This is a genomic window from Silanimonas algicola (assembly GCF_054777375.1).
The window spans coordinates 725,750-745,563 of sequence record NZ_BAAHAS010000001.1 but is presented as its reverse complement, the minus strand read 5'-3'; the positions used below and the strand labels follow the sequence as shown (position 1 = coordinate 745,563).

Below are 19,814 nucleotides of genomic sequence, written 5' to 3'. Positions count from 1 at the left end.
ATGCGCCCGTCCCGTCTCCTGCCGGCCCTCTGCGGCCTTATGCTCGCCGCGATGCCCGCCTTCGCCGCGCCCGCCTTCCTCGTCATCGCCCACCGGGGTGCGTCCGGCGAGCGCCCCGAGCACACGCTCGAGGCCTACCGCCTCGCGATCGCGCAGGGCGCCGACGTCATCGAGCCCGACCTCGTGCCCACCCGCGACGGCGTGCTGGTGGCGCGGCACGAGAACGCGCTGTCGGGCAGCACGGACGTCGCCGGCCGGCCCGAGTTCGCCGGGCGCAAGGCGCGCAAGCGCGTCGACGGCGTGTGGATCGAGGACTGGTTCACCGAGGACTTCACGCTGGCCGAACTGCGCACGCTGCGCGCGCGGGAAACCCGGCCCACGGAGCGTCCCGCCAGCGCCGCCTTCGACGGTCGCTTCGGCATCGCCACCTTCGCCGAGGTGCTGGCGCTGGCGAAGGCCGAGGGCGAGCGGCTCGGGCGCCCCATCGGCGTGTACCCGGAGACCAAGCACCCGACGTACTTCCTCCACGAGGGCCGGCACCTCGACGGCACGCCGATCGCGCTCGACACCAGCGCGATGCTGGTCGACGCGCTCGTGGCCGCCGGGTTCACCGACCCGGCGCGGGTGTTCATCCAGAGCTTCGAGATCGACAACCTCCGGCGCCTGCGCCACGTCCTGCTGCCGCGCGCGGGGATCGACGCGACGCTGGTCTTCCTCGTCGGCGACACGAGCGGCCGCAGCGATCCGGCCACCACCAATTTCGGCCAGCCCTACGACCTGGTCTGGCACGCGACGCAGGGCGACGCCCTCGCGGCCCGCTACGGGGCCTTGGCCGCGGCGGTCCCGGGCTTCGGCGCCCGCACGACCTATGGCGACCTCGTCCGCCCGGCGGCGCTGGCGGCGCTGCGCGCCGAGGTCGATGCCCTCGGCCCCTGGGCCGCGTCGCTGTTGCAGGCCGTGCCGGCCCCGCCGGGGGCTGCCGATCCGCGACCCCGCCTCGGGGCCGGTCCCGCACCGTGGCTGGCCGAGGCGCGCCGGCTCGGCTTCGCGGTCCACGCCTACACGCTGCGCGCCGAGCCGACGTACCGCTTCCTCGACGCCGAGGGCCGCGAGCAGTCGCCCGAAACGCAGCTGCGCGCCCTCGTCGCCGCCGGCATCACCGGCATCTTCGCCGACCAGCCGGCGCTGGCCGTCGGCGTCCGCGAGGCGATGGCCGCCGAGGCGACCTCGCCGCACTGAGCCCGCCGGCGGGCCGCTATCCTCGCGGCATGACGGTCCTGTCCGCCCTGCCGCCGCGCCTCGGCGCCGCGCCCCGCGCCCTCGTGCTGGGCTCGATGCCCGGCGTCGCCTCCCTGCGGGCCGGCCAGTACTACGCGCATCCGCGCAATGCCTTCTGGCCGCTGATGGCGGCGCTGTTCGGCGTGCAGGGCGATGCGCCGTACGAGGCGCGGATCGAGGCCCTGAATGCCCGTGGCGTGGGGCTGTGGGACGTGCTGGCCGCCTGCGTGCGGCCCGGCAGCCTCGATGCCGCCATCGTCCCCGGCAGCGAGCGCCCGAACGACATCGCGGGCCTGGTCGCGGCAAGGCCGGGCATCGCGGTACTCGCGCTCAACGGCGGCACCGCGGTGCGGCTGTTCGAGCGGCATGTCGCGCCGGGACTGGCTCGCCTTGGCCGTGGGCCGGCGGTCCTGCGCCTGCCGTCCACCAGCCCCGCGCACGCGGCGCTCGCGTTCGAGGCGAAACGCGACGCGTGGCGCGCGTTGGCCGAGGCCATGGAGCGTTCGCCATGTGCCTGATCGCGGTGGCCGTCGACCGGCATCCGCGCTGGCGCTTCGTGCTCGCGGGCAATCGCGACGAGGTCCACGCCCGGCCGACCGCGCCGGCCGGCCCCCTCGACGAGGCGGGTACCCGATTCGGCGGCGTCGACCTCGTGGCCGGTGGCGGTTGGCTGCAGGTGGATGCGCGTGGCCGCGTCGCCGCGGTGACCAACGTCCGGCTCGGGCGGCCGGAGAGCGCGCCGCGCTCGCGCGGCGACCTGGTGCGGGGCTTCCTGCAGGGACCGGCGTCGGCCGCCGAGTACCTCGAGGCGCTCGCGCCCCGGGCGGCGGACTACGGCCGCTTCAACCTCTTGCTCTGGGACGGTGCCCTGCACGTGGCCGGCAACCACCCGGCGCCGCACGGCCGGGTCCTTCCCGCCCCGGCCCTGCACGCCCTGTCCAACGCCCACCTCGATGCGCCGTGGCCGAAAGCCGAGGCCCTGCGCCTCCGGCTGGACGCCTGGGTGGCCGCGGCCCCGCCGGCCGATCCGCGCGAGGACGACACCCTGCTCACGCCGCTCTTCGCCGCGCTCGCCGACCCGACCCGTGCGCCGGACGAGGCGTTGCCATCGACCGGCGTGCCGCTCGACTGGGAACGTCGGCTCTCGGCGGCCTTCATCGTCGGCGAGGACTACGGCACGCGCGCCAGCACGGTGGTGCTGGTCGACGACGCCGGGCTGTGGTTCGAGGAGCGGCGCTTCGGCCCCGGGGGGCTCGAGGCGGGGCGGAGCGCGGCGTGGCTGCCGCGCCACGGGGGGCGCTGATCCGCCGTCGACTCAGGGCGTCGAGCGCTCCAGACGGTAGACCACGCGGTCGCGGATCATGCCCAGCCGCACGGGCCGCCAGCCTTCCGATCCGGCGATCGAGCGGAAGCGGTCTTCCGCCCAGGGCCGCATGACGTACACGCGCGCCTCCACCCCGGCCTCGCGCAGGTCGTCGGCCAGCAGGTCGTCGAAGCTCGAATCGGACAGCGGGCGCGCCGCTGGATCGCCCTCGAAGGCGATGCGCTGGATCGCCGCGCCGGTGTAGAGGTGGAGGCCGTAGCGCGCCATGTCCTCGACGAAGCACACCTCGGTCGGGCGCGCGACGCCAAGCGCGGCCAGGCCCTCGGCCCAGACGCGCGCGTCCTTGTGCACCGCCATGCGTTCACCGAGGTGGTCCGGCAGGGCGTCCGCGATCTCGAGCTTGTAGGCTGCGAGGCCCTTGATGCCGATGACGAGGGCCACGAGCGTGGCGATGGCGGCCTTCCTCGCGGCCCCGAAGGGGGCGTCCTGGAGCGCCCGGCCCATCAGCAGGGCCAGCGGGGCGAACAGCGGCAGCACGTAGAGCGGAAGCCGCGACTTCGCGAGCATGAAGACCACGAGCGCGACGCCGATCCAGCAGAGCAGGAGCCGCGTCGGTGCTTCCGCGTCCCGCCATCGCAGGCCGATCCTGCGCGCGGCGCCCAAGGCCCACGGCCACCACGGCAGGAGCCCGAGGCCGAGGGTCAGGCCGTAGACGTAGAAGCCTCCCCACCATTCCGGGTGGCGGTCATGCGTCGCCGTCGCGATGCGCGCGACCACCTCGTAGCCGAGGAAGTAGCCCAGCAGGCCCTCGTGCCGGTGCACGACCACCGCGTACCACGTGAACCCGACCGCGACGAACAGCAGGAGGCCCAGCGGCGGGAACAGGCGCGGACCGCCCGGCTGCAGCCGGTGGAAGAGCAGGATGCCCGCGAGACCGAGCAGGCCCGGCGGCCCCTTGGTCATGAAGGCGAGGCCGAACGCGGCCCACATCGCCAGCACGAACGCCGGGCGGTGCTCGAAGCGGGCGATCGCGTAGCAGGCGAACGCCAGCGTGGTGGTGGCCGCCAGCATCGTGTCCGTGGTCACGACGTGCGCGGCGAGCAGGGGCACCGGCAGGGTCGCGTAGATCAGGGCCGGCAGCCACGGCCGTTGCGGGGCGAAATGCCGCCCGATCCGCAGCAGGAGGGCCACCACCGCGAGGAAGGCCAGCGCATTCGGAAGGCGCGCGGCCCACTCGTTCCACCCGAGGACCCCGACGCTCGCGGCGATCGCCCAGTACGTCACCGGGGGTTTGGTGAAATGGAAGGTCTCGGGGTGCCGGTGCAGGCTGATGAAGTCGCCCGAATCGAGCATGGTCAGCGCGACGTTGGTGAAGCGCCCCTCGTCCGGGTCCCACAGCGACCGCGTGCCCTGGAACAGCAGCACCAGGGCCGCGGCGAGCAGCAGCACGAACAGGGCGGGGCGTCGGGCGAAGGTCATCGGGTCACGGGTCGGGCGCGCGGACAGGGCGACAGTGTGCCAGCGCCGACCCCAGGAAACGCCGACGCCGCGGCCCGTACGGGCCGCGGCGTCGATCTTCGCGAGGGGGGCGTCAGAAGCGCAGGCCGACCTGCAACGAGTACACCCACGGGTCGACGTTCGCGGTGCCGATGCTGGCGCCGGCCAGCGTCGCTTCGGAGTCGAAGTCGATCCAGCGCGCTTCGCCTCGGACGAACCAGCGGTCGCTGGCGAGGAAGTCGGCGCCGAGCGTGGCCGTCAGGCCATTCGAGTCATCGACGTCCACCGGTGCGCCGGCGAGCGCGTTGATACCGCGCACGTCGGACAGCGAGGTCCAGTTGTAGCCGAGGCCGACATAGGGGCTGAAGCCGCCGTCGTTGCCGCCGAGGAAGTGCCAGTTGGCGCCCAGGCTGATGGGCTGGTGCTTGAGTGCGACGACCTCGCCGAGGCCGGCGAGGGTCACGGTGTGCTCGAACTTGCCCACCGGCATGTCGAAGGTCAGCTCGATGCCGTTGTCGAAAAAGTACGAGGCGCCGACGACCGCCTGGGTGTCGCTGTCGATCGAGGCCGCGGCGCCCGCCAGCGTGCCGTTGTCCGACTTCGGGTTGACGTTGGCGGCACCGGCGCGCAGGGCGAAGCCCTCCGCGGAGACCGTGGTGGAAGCCAGCGCGGCGGCGATGGCGATCGACATGAGGGCGAGGGTGGAGCGCATGAGGGGCATCCTTGTTGGGTATTGGGGTGGGGGCTGCGCGGCGGGAGCGCCGCGGCCGGCGGAAGACTGCGCATGACGCGGTGCAGCGAGCGCCAAGGTTTCGTCCTCGGGATGGCAAGGGCGCGTCCGCGCCGCGTGAATCGGGCCGGTTGTAAACGTATTCGGCCCGTTGGTGGCGCCCTCGGGCCGGGCGGGGATGGCGCCCCATGGGCTCCAAGGCCAGAATGAGGGTCTTGTTTGCGTCCCTCGGAGGGGACATGGCCGATATCCGCGACGCCAAGGTGCCCGACCTCGGCAACAGCAGCGACGTTCCCGTCATCGAAGTGCTCGTCGCCGTGGGCGACCGGGTGAAGAAGGACCAGGGGCTGGTCACGCTCGAGTCCGACAAGGCCACGATGGAGGTGCCGGCGCCCTTCGCCGGCATCGTCCGCGAGATCACGGTGAAGCTGGGCGATGCCTTGAGCGAAGGCCACGTCGTCGCGCGCATCGAGGTGGACGAGGGCGCGGCCGCACCGGCCCCCGCCGCCGCGCTGCCGGCGCCCGCGGCCAAGCCCGCGCCGGCACCGGTCGCGAGTCCTGCTCCCGTTGCCCCCGCGGCGCCGGTCGCCGAGCGCGCGCCGTCGCCTGCTCTCGCGGCCACGCCGGCGCCGGCCCTCGCGACCACGCCCGGCGTCGATCCGGAGGCCCTGCCGCCGAGCACGCCGCCGATCGCCTTCACCGCGGAATCGCTGCTGCCCGACAAGGTGCCGCACGCCTCGCCGGCCGTGCGCGTGTTCGCGCGCGAACTCGGCGTCGACCTCTCGAAAGTCTCGGGCAGTGGCCGCGCCGGCCGCATCGCCAAGGAGGACGTGCAGGCCTTCGTCAAGAAGGTGATGAGCGAGGGCGTGCCGATGGCCGCGCCGGTGGCCGGTGGTGGCGGCGGCTTGAACCTGATCCCGTGGCCGAAGGTCGACTTCGCCAAGTTCGGTCTGGTCGAGACACAGCCGCTGTCGCGCATCCAGAAGCTCTCCGGCCAGAACCTCGCCCGCAACTGGGCGATGATCCCGCACGTCACGCAGTTCGACGAAGCCGACATCACCGAGATGGAGGCCTTCCGCAAGCAGCTCGGCGAGGAGAGCAAGGACACCAAGGTCACGCCGCTGGTGTTCCTGATCAAGGCCGCAGTCGCCGCGCTGAAGGCCTTCCCGAAGTTCAACGCCTCGCTCGACGGCGACACCCTCGTGCTGAAGCGCTACTTCCACATCGGCATCGCGGTGGACACGCCGGACGGCCTCGTGGTGCCGGTGATCCGCGACTGCGACCAGAAGGGCTTGCTGGACCTCGCCCGCGAGCTCGGCGAGATCAGCAAGAAGGCGCGCGACAAGAAGCTCGGCCCCGCCGACATGCAGGGCGGCTGCTTCTCGATCAGCTCGCTGGGCGGCATCGGTGGCACCGCGTTCACGCCGATCATCAACGCGCCGGAAGTGGCGATCCTCGGCGTGTCGCGCAGCAGCACCAAGCCGGTGTGGAACGGCAAGGACTTCGCGCCGCGGCTGATGCTGCCGCTCAGCTTGAGCTACGACCACCGCGTGATCGACGGCGCCGACGCCGCCCGCTTCACCAGCTTCCTCGCCAAGTCGCTGGGCGACCTGCGCCGCCTGCTGCTGTGACCGCGCCGCTGCCGCCCGGGTCCGACGCCGTTCCGGCGCGCGCCACGGTCGGCGCGCTGCAGTGGGCGCAGCGCCGCGTGTCCGGTTTCGAGGACTTCGCCGGCGAGTTCGCCGAGTGGGTGCGCGTGGCGGCCGATTACGGCGTCGAGCTGCTGGTGGTGCCGGAGCTGATCACCTGCCAGCTGCTCAGCGCCGAACCGACGCGTCTCGGCCCCGCCGAAGCGCTGGATCGCCTCTCCGCCCACACGCCGGCGTGGACGGCGCTGCTGTCCGCGCTGGCGAAGCAGCACCGGCTCACGCTGGTGGGTGGCACGCACCTGACGTGGATCGACGGCCGCCCGCGCAACGTCTGCTGGGTCGCCACGCCCGACGGCGCGCTGCAGCGCCGCGACAAATTGCACATCACCCCGAGCGAGGCCGGCAGCTGGGCGGTCGAGGGCGGCGAGGCCCGCGACGTCGCGCCGGTCGACACGCCGGTCGGCAAGGTCGGCGTGCAGATCTGCTACGACAGCGAATTCCCCGAGCTGGGTCGCGCGCAGGTCGATGCCGGCGCGTGGCTGTTCGCGATTCCCTATTGCACCGATCTGCGCGGCGGTCATCTGCGCGTGCGCCACAGCGCGCAGGCGCGCGCCGTCGAGAACCAGGTGTACGTCGTCACCGCCGGCAACACCGGCTTCTGCCCCGGGGTGGCCAATTTCGACCAGCAGTACGCCGAGTCCGCCGTGCTCACGCCCTGCGACGACGCCATCAGCGCCTTCGCCGCCGACGGCGTGGCCAAGGCCGCCACGCCGAACGTCGCCCAGCTGCTGGTCGCCGAACTCGACGGCGCCGCGCTCGTGCGCGCCCGCGAGCGCGGCAGCGTCCGCAACCTCATCGACCGTCGTCCCGATCTTTATGCCGCCCTGCGCGGCGCCTGATCCAAGAGAGAACACCCATGGCCAGCATTGACGTCAAGGTTCCCGACATCGGCGGCAGCGCCGGCATTCCCGTCATCGAACTGCTGGTGAAGCCCGGCGACACGGTGAAGAAGGACCAGGGCCTTGTCACCCTCGAAAGCGACAAGGCGACGATGGAAGTGCCGTCGCCGGCCGCCGGCGTGATCACCGCGCTGAAGGTGAAGCTCGGCGACGAGGTCTCCGAAGGCCACGTGATCGCAACGCTGGAGGTCGCCGAGGCCGGTGCCGCCGCCGTGCCCGCCACGGCACCGAAGCCCGCGGCAGCTCCCGCTCCCGCAGCGCCGGCAGCGACGCCTGCCCCTGCGGCAACGCCGGCTGCCGCACCGGCCCCGAAGGCCGCGGCCAGCGACGGCAAAGCCGCCGACCACCGCTGCCAGGTCGTCGTGATCGGCGCGGGCCCGGGCGGCTACACCGCCGCCTTCCGCGCCGCCGACCTCGGCCTCGACGTGGTGCTGATCGAGCGCTACCCGACGCTCGGCGGCGTCTGCCTCAACGTCGGCTGCATTCCCTCGAAGGCCCTGCTGCACACGGCGGCCGTGATCCAGGAAGCGAGGCACATGGACGCCGTCGGCGTGAGCTTCGGTGCGCCGAAGATCGACATCGACAAGCTCCGCGGCTACAAGGAGAAGGTGATCGGCACGCTCACCAAGGGCCTCGCCGGCATGGCCAAGCAGCGCAAGGTGCGCGTGCTCCAGGGCACCGCCACCTTCGTCTCGCCGAACGAACTCGACATCGTCGGCGCCGACGGCACGCAGCGCCTCGCGTTCGAGAAGGCGATCATCGCGGCCGGTTCGCAGCCGGTGAAGCTCCCGGGCTTCCCCTGGGGCGACCCGCGCGTGATGGATTCCACCGACGCGCTGCAGCTCGCTGATATCCCCAAGACTCTCCTGGTCGTCGGCGGCGGCATCATCGGCCTCGAGATGGCCTGCGTGTATGCCGGCCTCGGCAGCGCGGTCACGGTGGTCGAACTCGGCCCGCAGCTGATGCCGGGCGCCGACCTCGACCTCGTCAAGCCGCTGGCCGACCTGCTCAAGAGCCGCGGCGTGGCCGTGCACCTCAACACCAAGGTGCCGGAGGTCGTGGCGAAGCCCGACGGCCTGCACGCGCGCTTCGAAGGCGAGAAGGTCCCGGCCGGCGCGGTGTTCGACCGCGTGCTGGTCTCGGTGGGTCGCAGCCCGAACGGCGGCAAGCTCGCGGCCGAGAAGGCTGGCGTGCACGTCACCGAGCGCGGCTTCATTCCCGTCGACCGCCAGATGCGCACCAACGTGCCGCACATCTTCGCCATCGGCGATCTCGTCGGGCAGCCGATGCTCGCGCACAAGGCCACGCACGAGGGCAAGCTCGCGGCCGAAGTCGCCGCCGGCGAGAAGCGCGAGTGGGTCGCGCGCGTGATCCCGTCGGTGGCCTACACCGATCCGGAAGTGGCGTGGGTCGGCGTCACGGAAACCGAAGCAAAGGCCAAGGGCCTCGCCATCGAGGTCGGCAAGTTCCCGTGGGCGGCCTCGGGCCGCGCCATCGGCAACGGCCGCACCGAAGGTTTCACCAAGCTCATCCTCGATGCGGAAACGCATCGCGTCATCGGCGGCGGGATCGTCGGCACGAATGCGGGTGATCTCATCGGCGAAGTGGCGCTGGCGATCGAGATGGGTGCGGAAGTGGGCGACATCGGCCACACGATCCACCCGCACCCGACGCTGATCGAAACGGTGGCGATGGCGGCGGAAGTGGCCGAAGGCACCATCACCGACCTCTACCTCCCGAAGAAGAAGTAAGCGCCCGTCCCTGCGCCGCCCCGAGGTGACGCCCATGGAATTCCTCTACCTCCTCGGCGGCTTGATCGCGCTGCTGCTGGGCACGGACACCGCCACCAAGGGCCTGTCCGGACTCGTCCAGCAGGCGGGTGCTTCGGCGCTCACCGCCGGCCTCGTGCTGGTCGGCGTGGGCTATGCCTTGCCAGGCCTTGCGCTTATCGCCGGTGCCGCCGCGTGGCAGGGCCCGGCGGTCTCCGCCGTCGCCGCGCACGGCGCGATGCTCGGCACGCTCGGCGTCGGCGCCGCCGGCCTGCTGATCAGCACCGGCGTCGTGCTGCGCGTGCGTCCATGGCGGATGCTCGACGGCGACAGGGCGCAAGCGGAGCTGGCCGAGTTCGCGGCCAGCCGCGGGGGGTGGGCGCGCAATCTGTTCCGACTCGCGCTCGGTGCGATCCTGCTGGCGCTCGGCGCACGCGGCCTGCTGGCTGGCGCGCCGTTCTTCGCCCCCGTTCCGGGCATCGGCGACGGGGGGGCACTTACCCTGTCGGCAATGCTTGGCATCGGTGCCGCGGTGGCCATCGTCGCCACCTTCAACGCCCGTTTTGGCGATGCGGCGGCCGCTTATGCCGCGATCCTGGGGGGCGGCTCGATGCTCGTGCTCGTCGCCAGCGTCGGTGCTTTCCTCGAGGCGAGACCCGCGCTCGACCTGTCCCTGCTTGCGCACCCGCTGCCGCAGGGCCTCGCGCTGCTGGGCCTGCTCGCTGCCGTCGCCGTGCCGACCAGGCCTTTGGGTCGCGGCCTCGGCCTCGTGCTGCTCGCCGCCACGCTCGGGCTCCTCGCCACGGTCGCGCGTTTCCGGGCCTGATCGTCGGCGCGGTCTAGCGGAACATCGCGTAGCAGACGGCGCACACCACCACGACACCCAGCACGTCCATCACGGCGCCTTCCTTCAGCATCCGCTGCGCGGGCACCCGGCCGGAGCCGTAAGCGATGACGTTCGGCGCGGTCGCGACGGGCAGCATGAATCCGATGCTCGCGGCCATCACGGTTGGGAACATCAACAGCGCCGGATCGACGTCGATGGCGATGGCGACGCTGGCCATGATCGGCATCAGCAGCACCGCCGTGGCGGTGTTGCTCACGATCTCGGAGAGCAGCACCACGCTGGCGACGATGAGCAGGAGCATCGGCAGCAGGGGGAGGGCGGCGAGGCCACGCAGCTCCATGGCGATGAGGTCGCTGAGGCCGCTCGACTGGAAGGCCATCGACAGCGCGATTCCGCCGCCGAAAAGGACGAGAACCCCCCACGGCAGGCGCTCGGCGTCCTTCCACGCCATCACGCGCGCGCCACGGCCGTCACTGACCAGCAACATCGCCAAGGCGCCGCACAGCGCGACGCTTGCGTCGGTCGCCTGCGGCAGGCCCAGCCAGGCGCTCCAGCCGCCGAATGGCAATTCGCGGAACACCCAGGCGGCAGCCGTCACCGCGAAAACGGCCAGCACGCGACGCTCCGCCGTCGACCACGCGGGCAGGTCCGGCAGCGCCGCGCGTGGCGTGCCGCCCAGAGATCGTCCGAGCCACAGCGCCATCAGCGGAACGAGCACCAGCACGATGGGTACGCCGATCAGCATCCAGTCGGCGAACCCGAAGGCTTTGCCCGTCGTTTCCTCGTAGACGCCCATGAAGACCAGGTTGGGCGGCGTGCCCACCGGCGTGCCGAGGCCGCCGATGCTCGCGGCATAGGCGATGCCGAGGATCAATGGCGCGCCCAAGCGAGCGTCGCGGTAGTCGGCCAGCACCGCCAACGCCACGGGCAGCAGCAGCAGGGTGGCCGCGGTGTTCGAAATCCACATGCTCAAGCCGGCGGCCGCGATCATGAAGCCCCAGAGCACGGCGCGCCCCGAGCCGCCGCCGACCGCGCGCACCATGCCGAGCGCAAGGCGCCGGTGTGCGTCGCTCTTCTCCACCGCCATCGACAGCACGAAACCGCCGAGCAGCAGCAGGATCAGCTCGTTTCCGTAGGCCTGCGCCACCTGTTGCGGCGTGAGCAGGCCGGCCATGGGCAGGAGGGCGAGCGGCAGGAGCGCGGTCACGGCCGGGGCGACCGGCTCGCGCACCCACCACCCCGCGCACCAGCACGTCAGCGCCGCGGTGAACGCGAGGGCGTGCGTTGCACCGTAGGCGAGCAACGCAAGGTAAGCCACGAGCGCGGCGGCAGGGACGATCAGCAGGGACCAGGAGCGTCCGGGCGGTGATGCGGGGGTCTCGGCCATCGGGCGTCTTTCGAGCTGTTCGGTCGGCGCGGAGCATCGCACGCACCCGGCACCGGCGCGGTGCACCGTGGCATCCTCGCGCCTGCTTCCGAGGGTCACGCCGTGCGTCGTCCACCGCTTCTTGTCTTCGGCCTCAGCGGCCAGTTGGGTGACGCGCTGCGCCGGCGCGGCCTGCCGTCGCCGGTCCTCGCTCCGTCACGGCGTCCCGTCGCGACGGCGTCGCGCGACGACGAGGGCATCGCCTGGCGGCATGGCGACCTCGACAGCTTCGACGACCCACGGCCCTTCGATGCCGTCCTCAGCCTCGGTCCGCTGGACGCGTTCGCGCGTGCCGTCGCCGCGGGGCGGGTGCGTGCCGGCCGCATCGTCGCCTTCGGATCGACCAGCGTCCACGTGAAGGCGGGCTCTCCCGATCCAGCCGAGCGCGATGTCGCCGCCCGCCTCGCCACGGCCGAGGCCGCCTTGTCCGCGGCCTGCAGGGCACGAGGTGTCGCTTGCACGGTCCTGCGCCCTACCTTGGTCTGGGGGATGGGACGCGACGCGACGCTGAGCCGGGTCGTCGACCTCGCCCGGCGCTGGCCCGTGCTGCCCCTGCCGCGGGGGGCGCCGGGGCTGCGCCAGCCGGTGCATGCCCTCGACCTCGCCGACGTCGCCGTGGCGGCGCTGGCGGCCGACGTCGCGGCGGGCGGGGCGTTCGACCTCCCCGGCGGGGAGTCGGTCGCCTTCGGTGAAATGCTGTGGCGCAGCGTGGCCGCGGCGGCGCCGCGATGCCGGGCGGTGCCGCTGGCATGGCCTTGGGTGGCCTTCGCTGGCCGGGTGCACCCGGGACTCCGGGGGTGGGCCTCACGCCTCGCCGAGGACCTCGTCTTCGACGACCGCGCGGCCCGCGACGCCTTCGGATGGGCGCCTCGCCGCTTCGTGCCCACGCTCGCCGACTTCCCGGGTTGAGCACGCCGTCTCGGCATGTTGCGCCGCAGCGCGGCGCCCATACGCCGGAGCATTGCCTTTTCCTAACGGACTCTTAAGATGGGGTCGTCGTCACTTTCGAGCTTTTGATCTAGTCGGCCCGGTGCGCCCCGCGCCCCATGCTGGCGAGGTCGGGAGATCGAGCCCCCTCCCCGGAGGCCCCGGGGGTCGCCTTGTCACTGGTCCTGTCCCGAGGAAGTCCTGATGAAGTCCAAAACCCACCTGCGCGGCGGCATCGCGCTCGCTCCGCTGGCTGCCGCCGTCGGCCTGGCGCTGCTGGCCCCGACCGCCCAGGCCTTCGAGTTCGGTAGCGGCGAATTCACCGGCACGATCGACACCACGGTGTCCTACGGCTACTCGTGGCGCACCGAAGACCAGGATCCGGGCCTGATCGGCAAGGCCCAGTTCAATCCGCTCATCTGCGCGCAGAACCAGGGCATCCTTCCGCTGCCGCCGGCCTCCGCGACGAATCCGTTCCCGGCCTGCGCCTCGGGCTTCCCGGGCTCGGCGGCACAGGTCGCTGCGCGAGGCCGCTTCTCGGTGAATCGCGATGACGGCAACCTGAAGTACGACAAGGGCGACGCGATCGCCAACACCTTCAAGATCACCTCCGAGATGAAGCTCGGTTGGCGCAACTGGGGCGCCTTCACGCGCGCCACCTACTTCTACGACTTCGAGAACGCCGATCGCGCCGACCTGACCGCCGAGGCCAAGGATCGCATCGGCGAGCGCTTCCGCCTGCTCGACGCCTTCATCTTCCGCGACTTCAACATCGGCGAGCAGAGCGGCACCTGGCGCCTCGGTCGCCAGGTGATCAGCTGGGGCGAGAGCACCTTCATCCAGAACGGCATCAACGCCGTGAACCCGGTCGACCTGTCGGCGCTGCGCGTCGCCGGCGCCGAGCTGAAGGAAGCCTTCCTGCCCGTCGATGCGATCTACGGGTCGTTCAACCTGACGCAGAACGTCGCGATCGAAGGTTTCTACCTGTTCGAGTTCGAGGAGATCGAGGTCGACGCCGCCGGGACCTATTTCAGCGCGAACGACTTCGCGACCCCGGGTGGCACCTACGTGATGCTCGGCTTCGGCACGGTGCCGCAGCCGGTCAACAACCCGGAGCGCTTCTTCGCCACCTGCTTCGGCGGCCCGACCGGCCCGCTGAACACCGACCTCAACTTCACCGGCCTGCCGCCGGGCGTGAGCAATGCCACCATCGCCGGCATCGGCTGCGGCGGCGCCGTGGCGCGCCTGCCGAACCGCAACGCGCGTGACGACGGCCAGTACGGCGGCGCCGTGCGCTGGTACGCCGAGAACCTCAACGAAACCGAATTCGGTTTCTACTTCATGAACTACCACAGCCGCTTGCCGCTGCTGTCCGGTCGTGCCGTCACGGGGCCGTCGGCCAACACCGGTCGCTTCTTCGTGGAGTATCCGGAGGACATCCAGCTCTACGGCCTGAGCTGGAACACGAACCTGCCGGCCGGCATCGCTTTCCAGGGTGAGGTCAGCTACCGCCCGAACGCGCCGTTCCAGATCGATGACGTCGAACTGCTGTTCGCCGCCCTGACGCCGCTCAACACCTTCATCCGTATCCAGGGCGCGCCGCCGGCCTACGAGTTCCGCAGCCAGCTGGGCCAGGCCGCGCTCGGCCAGGAGATCCGCGGCTGGCGCGAGCACGCGCAGACGCAGGTGCAGATGACCTTCACCAAGGTCTTCGGCCAGGTGCTGGGGGCCGACCAGATCTCCACGGTGGCCGAGGTGGGCTGGACCGACGTCGATCTCGACGGCGGCCTCCGCTACGAAGGCGAGGGCACCGATACCGGCGGCGGATGCAGCGTCGCCAACGTCGCGGCGGCGCTCTCGGGTGGCTTGCCGGCAGTCTTCAATCCGGCACTCGCCGGCTGCGCCCGCAACCCGCAGACGCTCGGCGGCGGCTTCCCCACCGACTTCTCTTGGGGCTACCGCCTGGCGGCGCGCGCCGACTACAACAGCTTCCTCGGCACGGCATTCACCTTCTCGCCGCGCCTCGCGTTCAACCATGACGTCGAGGGCATCTCGCCGGGCCCAGGCGGCAACTTCCTCGAAGGCCGCAAGTCGCTCACGTTGGGTGCCGAGTTCAATTACCTGAACTCGTGGGTCTTCGACCTGTCCTACACGTCGTTCTCCGGTGGCGGCATCTACAACCAGATCGCCGACCGCGACTTCGCGTCCGCCAGCGTCCGTTACTCGTTCTGATGCTCCTGGGAGGGAACAGCATGAAATTGACGACCAAGGCTGCATTCGCAGCCACCCTCGGCGCGCTGGCCCTGTCGGCCAGCGTCGCCAACGCCGCGGTCGATGCGGCGAAAGCGGCCCAGTTGGGCCAGACGCTCACGCCGGTGGGTGCCGAGAAGGCCGGCAACGCGGCGGGCACGATCCCGGCCTGGGAAGGCGGCATCACCCGTCCGCCCGCGGGCTACCGCAACGGCATGTTCCATCCGGATCCCTTCGCCGCCGACCGGCCGAAGTTCCAGATCACCCGCGCCAACGTCGGCCAGTACGGCAACAACCTGACCGCCGGGCAGAAAGCGATGTTCGCGCGGTACCCGACCTTCCGGATGGACGTCTATCCGACGCGCCGTTCGGCTTCGTTCCCGCAGCGCACCTACGACTTCACCAAGACGAACGCCACGCAGTGCCGGCTGGTCGCCAATGGCGAGGGTGTGCAGAACTGCGCCGAGGGCTTTCCGTTCCCGGTGCCGCAGAGCGCCCACGAGCTGATCTGGAACCACAAGCTCAAGTACAAGGGCGTGTCCGGCCGCCGCTGGGCGAATCGCGTCGCTCCGACTCCGGGCGGCCAGTACACGATGATCCGTCTGCAGGAACGCATCATGGGCCTGTACTACAAGCCCGGCAGCACGACGGAGAACATCAACAACATCCTGCTCTACTTCCTGCAGGACGTGCTCGGCCCGGCGCGCCTCGCCGGCCAGGTGCTGCTGGTGCATGAAACGCTCAACGCCAGCGCCGCTCCGCGCCAGGCGTGGATCTACAACCCCGGCCAGCGCCGCGTCCGCCGCGCCCCGAACGTGGCCTATGACAACCCGGCCACCGCGTCGGACGGCCTCGCGACCAATGACATGACCGACATGTTCAACGGCGCGATGGACCGCTTCGACTGGACGATCGTGGGCAAGAAGGAGATGTACGTTCCGTACAATTCCTACAAGGCGCACAGCAACAACACCAAGGTCGCCGACCTGGTCCGCCCGGGCCACCTCAATCCCGACTTCATGCGCTACGAGCTGCACCGCGTGTGGGTCGTCGAGGCGAAGCTGAAGGCCGGCCAGCGCCACATCAACAGCCGCCGCACCTTCTACCTCGACGAGGACAGCTACCAGATCCTCGCCATCGACCATTACGACGGCCAGGGCGCGATCTGGCGTGTTTCGGAAGCCCCGTCGATCAACTACTACGAGGTGCCGACGTTCTGGTCGACCATCGAAGCCCATTACGACCTGAAGTCGGGTCGCTACCTGGCCGGCCTGCTCGACAACGAAGAGGACAGGCCCTACGACTTCGGCTTCCAGGCCACGCCGGCGGATTTCTCGCCGCAGAACCTGCGCGCCGCGGGCGTCCGCTGATCCGTCGCGCCACGCCCTTCAGCGTGGCGCGTTTCTCCCGCGGGCGGCGCTTCACGGCGCCGCCCGTTTTTCTTGAGGGTTTCATGATTCCGACTTCACCGCGACCCCGGATGCCGCTCGTCCTCGCCCTCGGTGCCGCCCTGATGTGGGCGACCGCGGCGCCGGCCCAAGAACCGCCGCCCGACGACCCTTCGGTCCAGCCAGCCGAGATCCTCCCCTTGGCGTCGAAGGCCCTGTTGCTCGACCTCGTGCGGACCAGCGCCGGCCTGTTCGCCGTCGGCGAGCATGGCATCGTGCTGCGCGGCGACGACGCGGGGCAGTGGACCCAGCTCGCTTCGCCGACGCGTGTCGCGCTGACCAGCGTGGCCAGTGCCGACGGCGAGCTCTGGGCCGCGGGCCACTCGGGCGTGATCTTGCGGTCGAGCGACAATGGCGACACTTGGACGCGGCAGCGGCTCGACGTCTGGGATCCTGAGAGTTTCGAGCCCTCGCAGGGTGCGCCCATCCTCGATCTCCTTTTCGCCGACGCGAACACCGGCTTCGCGGTCGGTGCGTTCAGCACCCTGTTGCGCACGACCGACGGCGGCCAGTCATGGGTCCCCCTGTCGATCAAGGGCGAGGCCCTGCCCGCCGACACGCCCCCGGCCGAAACGGACGACGATGGCGTTGGCTTCGACGAGAACGGTGTCCTCAGTGCGGACGACCTGGTCCTCGAGGATGAAGTCGATCCGCACCTCAACGCCATCGCCCGCGATGCCGGTGGCACGCTCTACCTGGCCGGAGAACGTGGCGCGATGTTCCGCTCCCGCGACAACGGCGACACTTGGCAGCGGCTTGAATTCCCCTACGAGGGCTCGATGTTCGGCATCGTCGCCTGGGACGCCGGCCACGTGATGGCCTTCGGGCTGCGCGGCAACGTCTACGAGTCCACCGACGGCGGCGACAGCTGGAGCCGCCTCGACACGGGCACCGAGGTCGCCCTCATGGGCGGTACCGCGTTGTCCGGCGGCGGCGCCGTGCTGGTCGGCAACGAAGGCACCATCCTGCAGCGTGCGGACGGCGCCTCGCCGTTCGAACGCACCATCTTCCAGAACGCGGACGGCGAAACGCCGGTGCTGTCGGGCGCCATCCCCGACGCCGCGGGCGGGCTCATCCTGATCGGCGACAAGGGAGCGGACCGCCATGGCGCTCGGTAATTCCTCGGGCGACAGCGCCTTCCACCGCGCGCTGGAGCGCGTGATCTTCAACAACCGCGGGATCGTGATGGCGTTCTTCGCCATCGTGACGGTGGCGATGGCGTTCTTCGCCAGCCAGCTCCGCGTCGACGCGGGCTTCATGAAGCAGATCCCGCGCGAGCATCCGTACATGTCGACCTTCGTCGAGTACATGGCGGAGTTCGGCGGCGCGAACCGCGTCCTCGTCGCCGTCGTGGCGAAGGATGGCGACATCTTCGACCAGGCCTACATGGCCACGCTCGAGAACGTCACCAAGGACGTCATGGCGATGGAGGCGACGGACGACGCGCGCGTGCGTTCGCTGTTCACGCCGAACACGCGCTTCGTCGAGGTGGTCGAGGACGGCTTCTCGGGGGGTAACGTCATCCCCGACACCTTCTCGCCGAACGTCGAGGGCTACACGGCCACGCCGGAGGACTTCGACCGCATCCGCGGCAACATCGTCAAGGCGAACATCCTCGGCCGCCTGGTCGCGCGCGACTGGTCGGCGACGATGGTGTGGGCCGAGCTGATCCCCGAGGACCAAGCGCCGGGCGGCAAGCTCGACTACCAGGCCATCGGCGACGAGCTGGAGGCAATCCGTGCCAAGTACGAGAACGACCAGTACTCGGTGCACATCATCGGCTTCGCCAAGATGGTGGACGACATCGCCGACGGCGCCGCCTCGGTGGTGATCTTCTTCGCGATCACCATCGCCTTCACCTGGCTGCTGCTGTTCATCTACTCGACGTCGGCGAAGCTCGCGACGCTGACGGTGTTCGCCTCGTTCGTGGCCGTGGTCTGGATGCTCGGCGCGCTGCGCCTGCTGGGCTACGGCATCGACCCGATGAACATGCTGACGCCTTTCCTGATCTTCGCGATCGCCGTCAGCCATGGCGAGCAGATGATCAACCGATTCCGCGGCGAGATCTTCTTCGGCGGCATGGAGGACGGCAGTCCGGAGGAGCTGCGCCAGCGGCAGGGCATTTCCCCGCTTGAGGCCGCGAAGGCCAGCTTCCGCATGCTGCTGATCCCCGGCACCGTGGCGCTGGCGGCCGGCTGCATCGGCTTCGCGACCATCATGCTGATCGAGATCCAGATGGTGCGCGAGCTCGCCATCACCGCGACGGTCGGCGTGGGCCTGACGGTGCTCACCAACCTCGTGCTCCTGCCGGTGCTGCTGAGCTACACGACGCTCCGAAACATGGAGAAGAAGCGCGAGTTCCGCCTGCGCCAGCTCACCCAGTTCGACAAGATCTGGGCCGTGCTCTCCCGGCTCTCGAAGCCAGGGGCCGCGGCGATCGTCGTCGTCGCCGGCGTGGCGATCTGGTTCTTCGCCGAAGCCCATGGCGACAAGGTGATGATCGGCGATGCTGAATCCGGCGTGGCCGAATTGCGCCCGGAATCACGCTTCAACCAGGACGCCGCGCAGATCACCCAGCGCTTCGCCCTCGGCATCGACACCATCAACGTCATCGTCGAGACCAGCCCGGACGCCTGCACGAACTATCGCGTGATGGAGGTCATCGACCGCCTCTCGTGGCACCTCGCCAACGTCGAGGGCGTGCAGCAGGTGATCAGCCTGCCGATGGCGGCGAAGATCGCCAGTGCCGGCTGGAACGAGGGCAACGTGCGCTGGCGCGAGCTGCCGCGTGTTCCGGACAACCTGCGCACCGCCACGCAGAGCTTCGAGACCGACACCGGCCTGCTCAATGCCGACTGCTCGGTGATGCCGGTGACGGTGTTCCTCGCCGACCACAAGGCGACGACCATCGACCGCGTCGTGACGGCCATCAAGGCCTTCCGCGAGGCCGAAACGGCGAACGTGGCCGGCATCCGCACCGTGCTCGGACTCGCCGGCGACGCCGCGCTGCCCGACCTCGACCGCACCGGCATCCGCGAGAAGCTCGCCGAGGCGCACATGGCCGCGATGAGCGACCCCTCGGCGCCGGCGCTCAACGTCGTCAACCCGCGCATCGGCACCGGCAACGTCGGCGTGATGGCGGCGATCAACGACGAAGTGCGCGAGCAGGAGCACGTCATGCTGTGGCTGCTCTACGCCGCGGTGTTCCTGATGTGCCTGCTGAGCTTCAAGAATCCGCTCGCCGCCGCCTGCATCGTGCTGCCGCTGATCCTCGTGACCGAGCTCGGCCACTCGCTGATGGTGGAGCTCGACATCGGAATGAAGGTCAACACGCTCACCGTGGTGGCGCTTGGCGTGGGTATCGGCGTGGACTATGCGATCTACATCTTCGCCCGCATGCGTGAAGCGATGCTTTCGGGGAAGTCGCTGTCGGAGAGCTACTTCATCGCCCTGAAGACCACGGGCATCGCCATCTTCTACACCGCGCTGACGCTGGCGGTGGGCGTGGCCACGTGGATCCTCTCGGACCTGAAGTTCCAGGCCGACATGGGCCTGATGCTCACCTTCCTGTTCGTGGTGAACATGGTGGCCGCCATCGTCTTCCTTCCGGCGCTGTGCCGCTTCCTGCTGCGCCCGACCGAGAAGGACACGTGGACGCCGCCAGCTTAGGCCGTGCGGCCGGGCCACCGTCTCGCCTGGGCGCGACGGTG

Annotated in this window: 15 protein-coding genes; 12 read left to right on the top strand and 3 right to left on the bottom strand. The window is 70.6% G+C overall.

The genetic code is table 11. From position 1 onward, the window contains the following. Genes ACYVAK_RS03555 through ACYVAK_RS03545 form a run of 3 tightly spaced genes read left to right on the top strand, consistent with a single transcriptional unit; the run spans window position 1 to window position 2,581 of the window. Window positions 1–1,239: a glycerophosphodiester phosphodiesterase family protein gene (locus ACYVAK_RS03555; RefSeq protein WP_461058035.1), complete on the top strand. Its 1,239-nt coding sequence runs from the start codon at window positions 1–3 to the stop codon at window positions 1,237–1,239. Between the two features lie 29 nt (window positions 1,240–1,268). Continuing rightward, window positions 1,269–1,796 carry a DNA-deoxyinosine glycosylase gene (locus ACYVAK_RS03550; RefSeq protein ID WP_461058033.1) on the top strand — a complete coding sequence of 176 codons (528 nt, stop codon included), beginning with the start codon at window positions 1,269–1,271 and terminating at the stop codon, window positions 1,794–1,796. Next, the gene (locus ACYVAK_RS03545) at window positions 1,787–2,581 is read left to right on the top strand and encodes an NRDE family protein (protein WP_461058031.1); all 795 of its coding nucleotides are present in this window, start codon (window positions 1,787–1,789) and stop codon (window positions 2,579–2,581) included. Before ACYVAK_RS03550 ends, ACYVAK_RS03545 begins: the two co-directional genes overlap by 10 nt. Window positions 2,582–2,593: 12 nt before the next feature. Here ACYVAK_RS03545 and ACYVAK_RS03540 read toward each other — a convergent pair whose 3' ends face one another. Together ACYVAK_RS03540 and ACYVAK_RS03535 are read right to left on the bottom strand one after the other, a co-directional pair. After that, window positions 2,594–4,081 (bottom strand): glycosyltransferase family 39 protein, encoded by a 1,488-nt coding sequence (locus tag ACYVAK_RS03540; RefSeq protein ID WP_461058029.1) that lies wholly within the window; start codon window positions 4,079–4,081, stop codon window positions 2,594–2,596. A gap of 112 nt (window positions 4,082–4,193) precedes the next feature. Continuing rightward, window positions 4,194–4,811 carry an OmpW/AlkL family protein gene (locus tag ACYVAK_RS03535; protein WP_461058027.1) on the bottom strand — a complete coding sequence of 206 codons (618 nt, stop codon included), beginning with the start codon at window positions 4,809–4,811 and terminating at the stop codon, window positions 4,194–4,196. A 257-nt stretch (window positions 4,812–5,068) separates the two neighbouring features. On the opposite strand from ACYVAK_RS03535, the gene ACYVAK_RS03530 reads away from it, so the two are divergent. Genes ACYVAK_RS03530 through ACYVAK_RS03515 form a run of 4 tightly spaced genes read left to right on the top strand, consistent with a single transcriptional unit; the run spans window position 5,069 to window position 10,032 of the window. Further along, a complete protein-coding gene (locus tag ACYVAK_RS03530; RefSeq protein ID WP_461058025.1) occupies window positions 5,069–6,460 on the top strand; it encodes a dihydrolipoyllysine-residue acetyltransferase in 1,392 nt (463 codons plus the stop codon). Next, window positions 6,457–7,377 (top strand): carbon-nitrogen hydrolase family protein, encoded by a 921-nt coding sequence (locus ACYVAK_RS03525; protein ID WP_461058023.1) that lies wholly within the window; start codon window positions 6,457–6,459, stop codon window positions 7,375–7,377. The genes ACYVAK_RS03530 and ACYVAK_RS03525 overlap by 4 nt, the downstream gene beginning before the upstream one ends. A 17-nt stretch (window positions 7,378–7,394) precedes the next feature. Further along, window positions 7,395–9,188, top strand: a complete 1,794-nt coding sequence (gene lpdA, locus ACYVAK_RS03520) for a dihydrolipoyl dehydrogenase (protein ID WP_461058021.1) — start codon at window positions 7,395–7,397, stop codon at window positions 9,186–9,188. Window positions 9,189–9,222: 34 nt separating this feature from the next. Continuing rightward, window positions 9,223–10,032 carry a hypothetical protein gene (locus ACYVAK_RS03515; protein ID WP_461058019.1) on the top strand — a complete coding sequence of 270 codons (810 nt, stop codon included), beginning with the start codon at window positions 9,223–9,225 and terminating at the stop codon, window positions 10,030–10,032. 13 nt (window positions 10,033–10,045) lie between these two features. Here the strand turns inward: ACYVAK_RS03515 and ACYVAK_RS03510 are convergent, their stop codons facing one another. After that, complete coding sequence (locus ACYVAK_RS03510; RefSeq protein WP_461058017.1) at window positions 10,046–11,440, bottom strand: SLC13 family permease; 1,395 nt, start codon at window positions 11,438–11,440, stop codon at window positions 10,046–10,048. Between the two features lie 102 nt (window positions 11,441–11,542). Between ACYVAK_RS03510 and ACYVAK_RS03505 the strand changes: the two genes are divergently transcribed. From ACYVAK_RS03505 to ACYVAK_RS03485, 5 genes are all read left to right on the top strand, one after another. Beyond that, window positions 11,543–12,388, top strand: a complete 846-nt coding sequence (locus tag ACYVAK_RS03505) for a nucleoside-diphosphate sugar epimerase (protein ID WP_461058015.1) — start codon at window positions 11,543–11,545, stop codon at window positions 12,386–12,388. A 222-nt stretch (window positions 12,389–12,610) separates the two neighbouring features. Further along, on the top strand, window positions 12,611–14,638 hold the full coding sequence (locus ACYVAK_RS03500; RefSeq protein ID WP_461058013.1) for a DUF1302 domain-containing protein: 2,028 nt from the start codon (window positions 12,611–12,613) through the stop codon (window positions 14,636–14,638). Window positions 14,639–14,658: 20 nt separating this feature from the next. After that, the gene (locus ACYVAK_RS03495; RefSeq protein WP_461058011.1) at window positions 14,659–16,026 is read left to right on the top strand and encodes a DUF1329 domain-containing protein; all 1,368 of its coding nucleotides are present in this window, start codon (window positions 14,659–14,661) and stop codon (window positions 16,024–16,026) included. Between the two features lie 110 nt (window positions 16,027–16,136). Next, window positions 16,137–17,222, top strand: a complete 1,086-nt coding sequence (locus ACYVAK_RS03490; RefSeq protein WP_461058009.1) for a WD40/YVTN/BNR-like repeat-containing protein — start codon at window positions 16,137–16,139, stop codon at window positions 17,220–17,222. After that, window positions 17,209–19,773 carry an efflux RND transporter permease subunit gene (locus ACYVAK_RS03485; RefSeq protein WP_461058007.1) on the top strand — a complete coding sequence of 855 codons (2,565 nt, stop codon included), beginning with the start codon at window positions 17,209–17,211 and terminating at the stop codon, window positions 19,771–19,773. The genes ACYVAK_RS03490 and ACYVAK_RS03485 overlap by 14 nt, the downstream gene beginning before the upstream one ends. Window positions 19,774–19,814: the final 41 nt, after the last annotated feature.

Coding starts and splice junctions, on each gene's coding strand:
- ACYVAK_RS03555 (WP_461058035.1), top strand. CDS start 1: ATGCGCCCGTCCCGTCTCCTGCCGGCCCTCTGCGGCCTTATGCTCGCC.
- ACYVAK_RS03550 (WP_461058033.1), top strand. CDS start 1,269: ATGACGGTCCTGTCCGCCCTGCCGCCGCGCCTCGGCGCCGCGCCCCGC.
- ACYVAK_RS03545 (WP_461058031.1), top strand. CDS start 1,787: ATGTGCCTGATCGCGGTGGCCGTCGACCGGCATCCGCGCTGGCGCTTC.
- ACYVAK_RS03540 (WP_461058029.1), bottom strand. CDS start 4,081: ATGACCTTCGCCCGACGCCCCGCCCTGTTCGTGCTGCTGCTCGCCGCG.
- ACYVAK_RS03535 (WP_461058027.1), bottom strand. CDS start 4,811: ATGCGCTCCACCCTCGCCCTCATGTCGATCGCCATCGCCGCCGCGCTG.
- ACYVAK_RS03530 (WP_461058025.1), top strand. CDS start 5,069: ATGGCCGATATCCGCGACGCCAAGGTGCCCGACCTCGGCAACAGCAGC.
- lpdA (WP_461058021.1), top strand. CDS start 7,395: ATGGCCAGCATTGACGTCAAGGTTCCCGACATCGGCGGCAGCGCCGGC.
- ACYVAK_RS03515 (WP_461058019.1), top strand. CDS start 9,223: ATGGAATTCCTCTACCTCCTCGGCGGCTTGATCGCGCTGCTGCTGGGC.
- ACYVAK_RS03510 (WP_461058017.1), bottom strand. CDS start 11,440: ATGGCCGAGACCCCCGCATCACCGCCCGGACGCTCCTGGTCCCTGCTG.
- ACYVAK_RS03500 (WP_461058013.1), top strand. CDS start 12,611: ATGAAGTCCAAAACCCACCTGCGCGGCGGCATCGCGCTCGCTCCGCTG.
- ACYVAK_RS03495 (WP_461058011.1), top strand. CDS start 14,659: ATGAAATTGACGACCAAGGCTGCATTCGCAGCCACCCTCGGCGCGCTG.
- ACYVAK_RS03490 (WP_461058009.1), top strand. CDS start 16,137: ATGCCGCTCGTCCTCGCCCTCGGTGCCGCCCTGATGTGGGCGACCGCG.
- ACYVAK_RS03485 (WP_461058007.1), top strand. CDS start 17,209: ATGGCGCTCGGTAATTCCTCGGGCGACAGCGCCTTCCACCGCGCGCTG.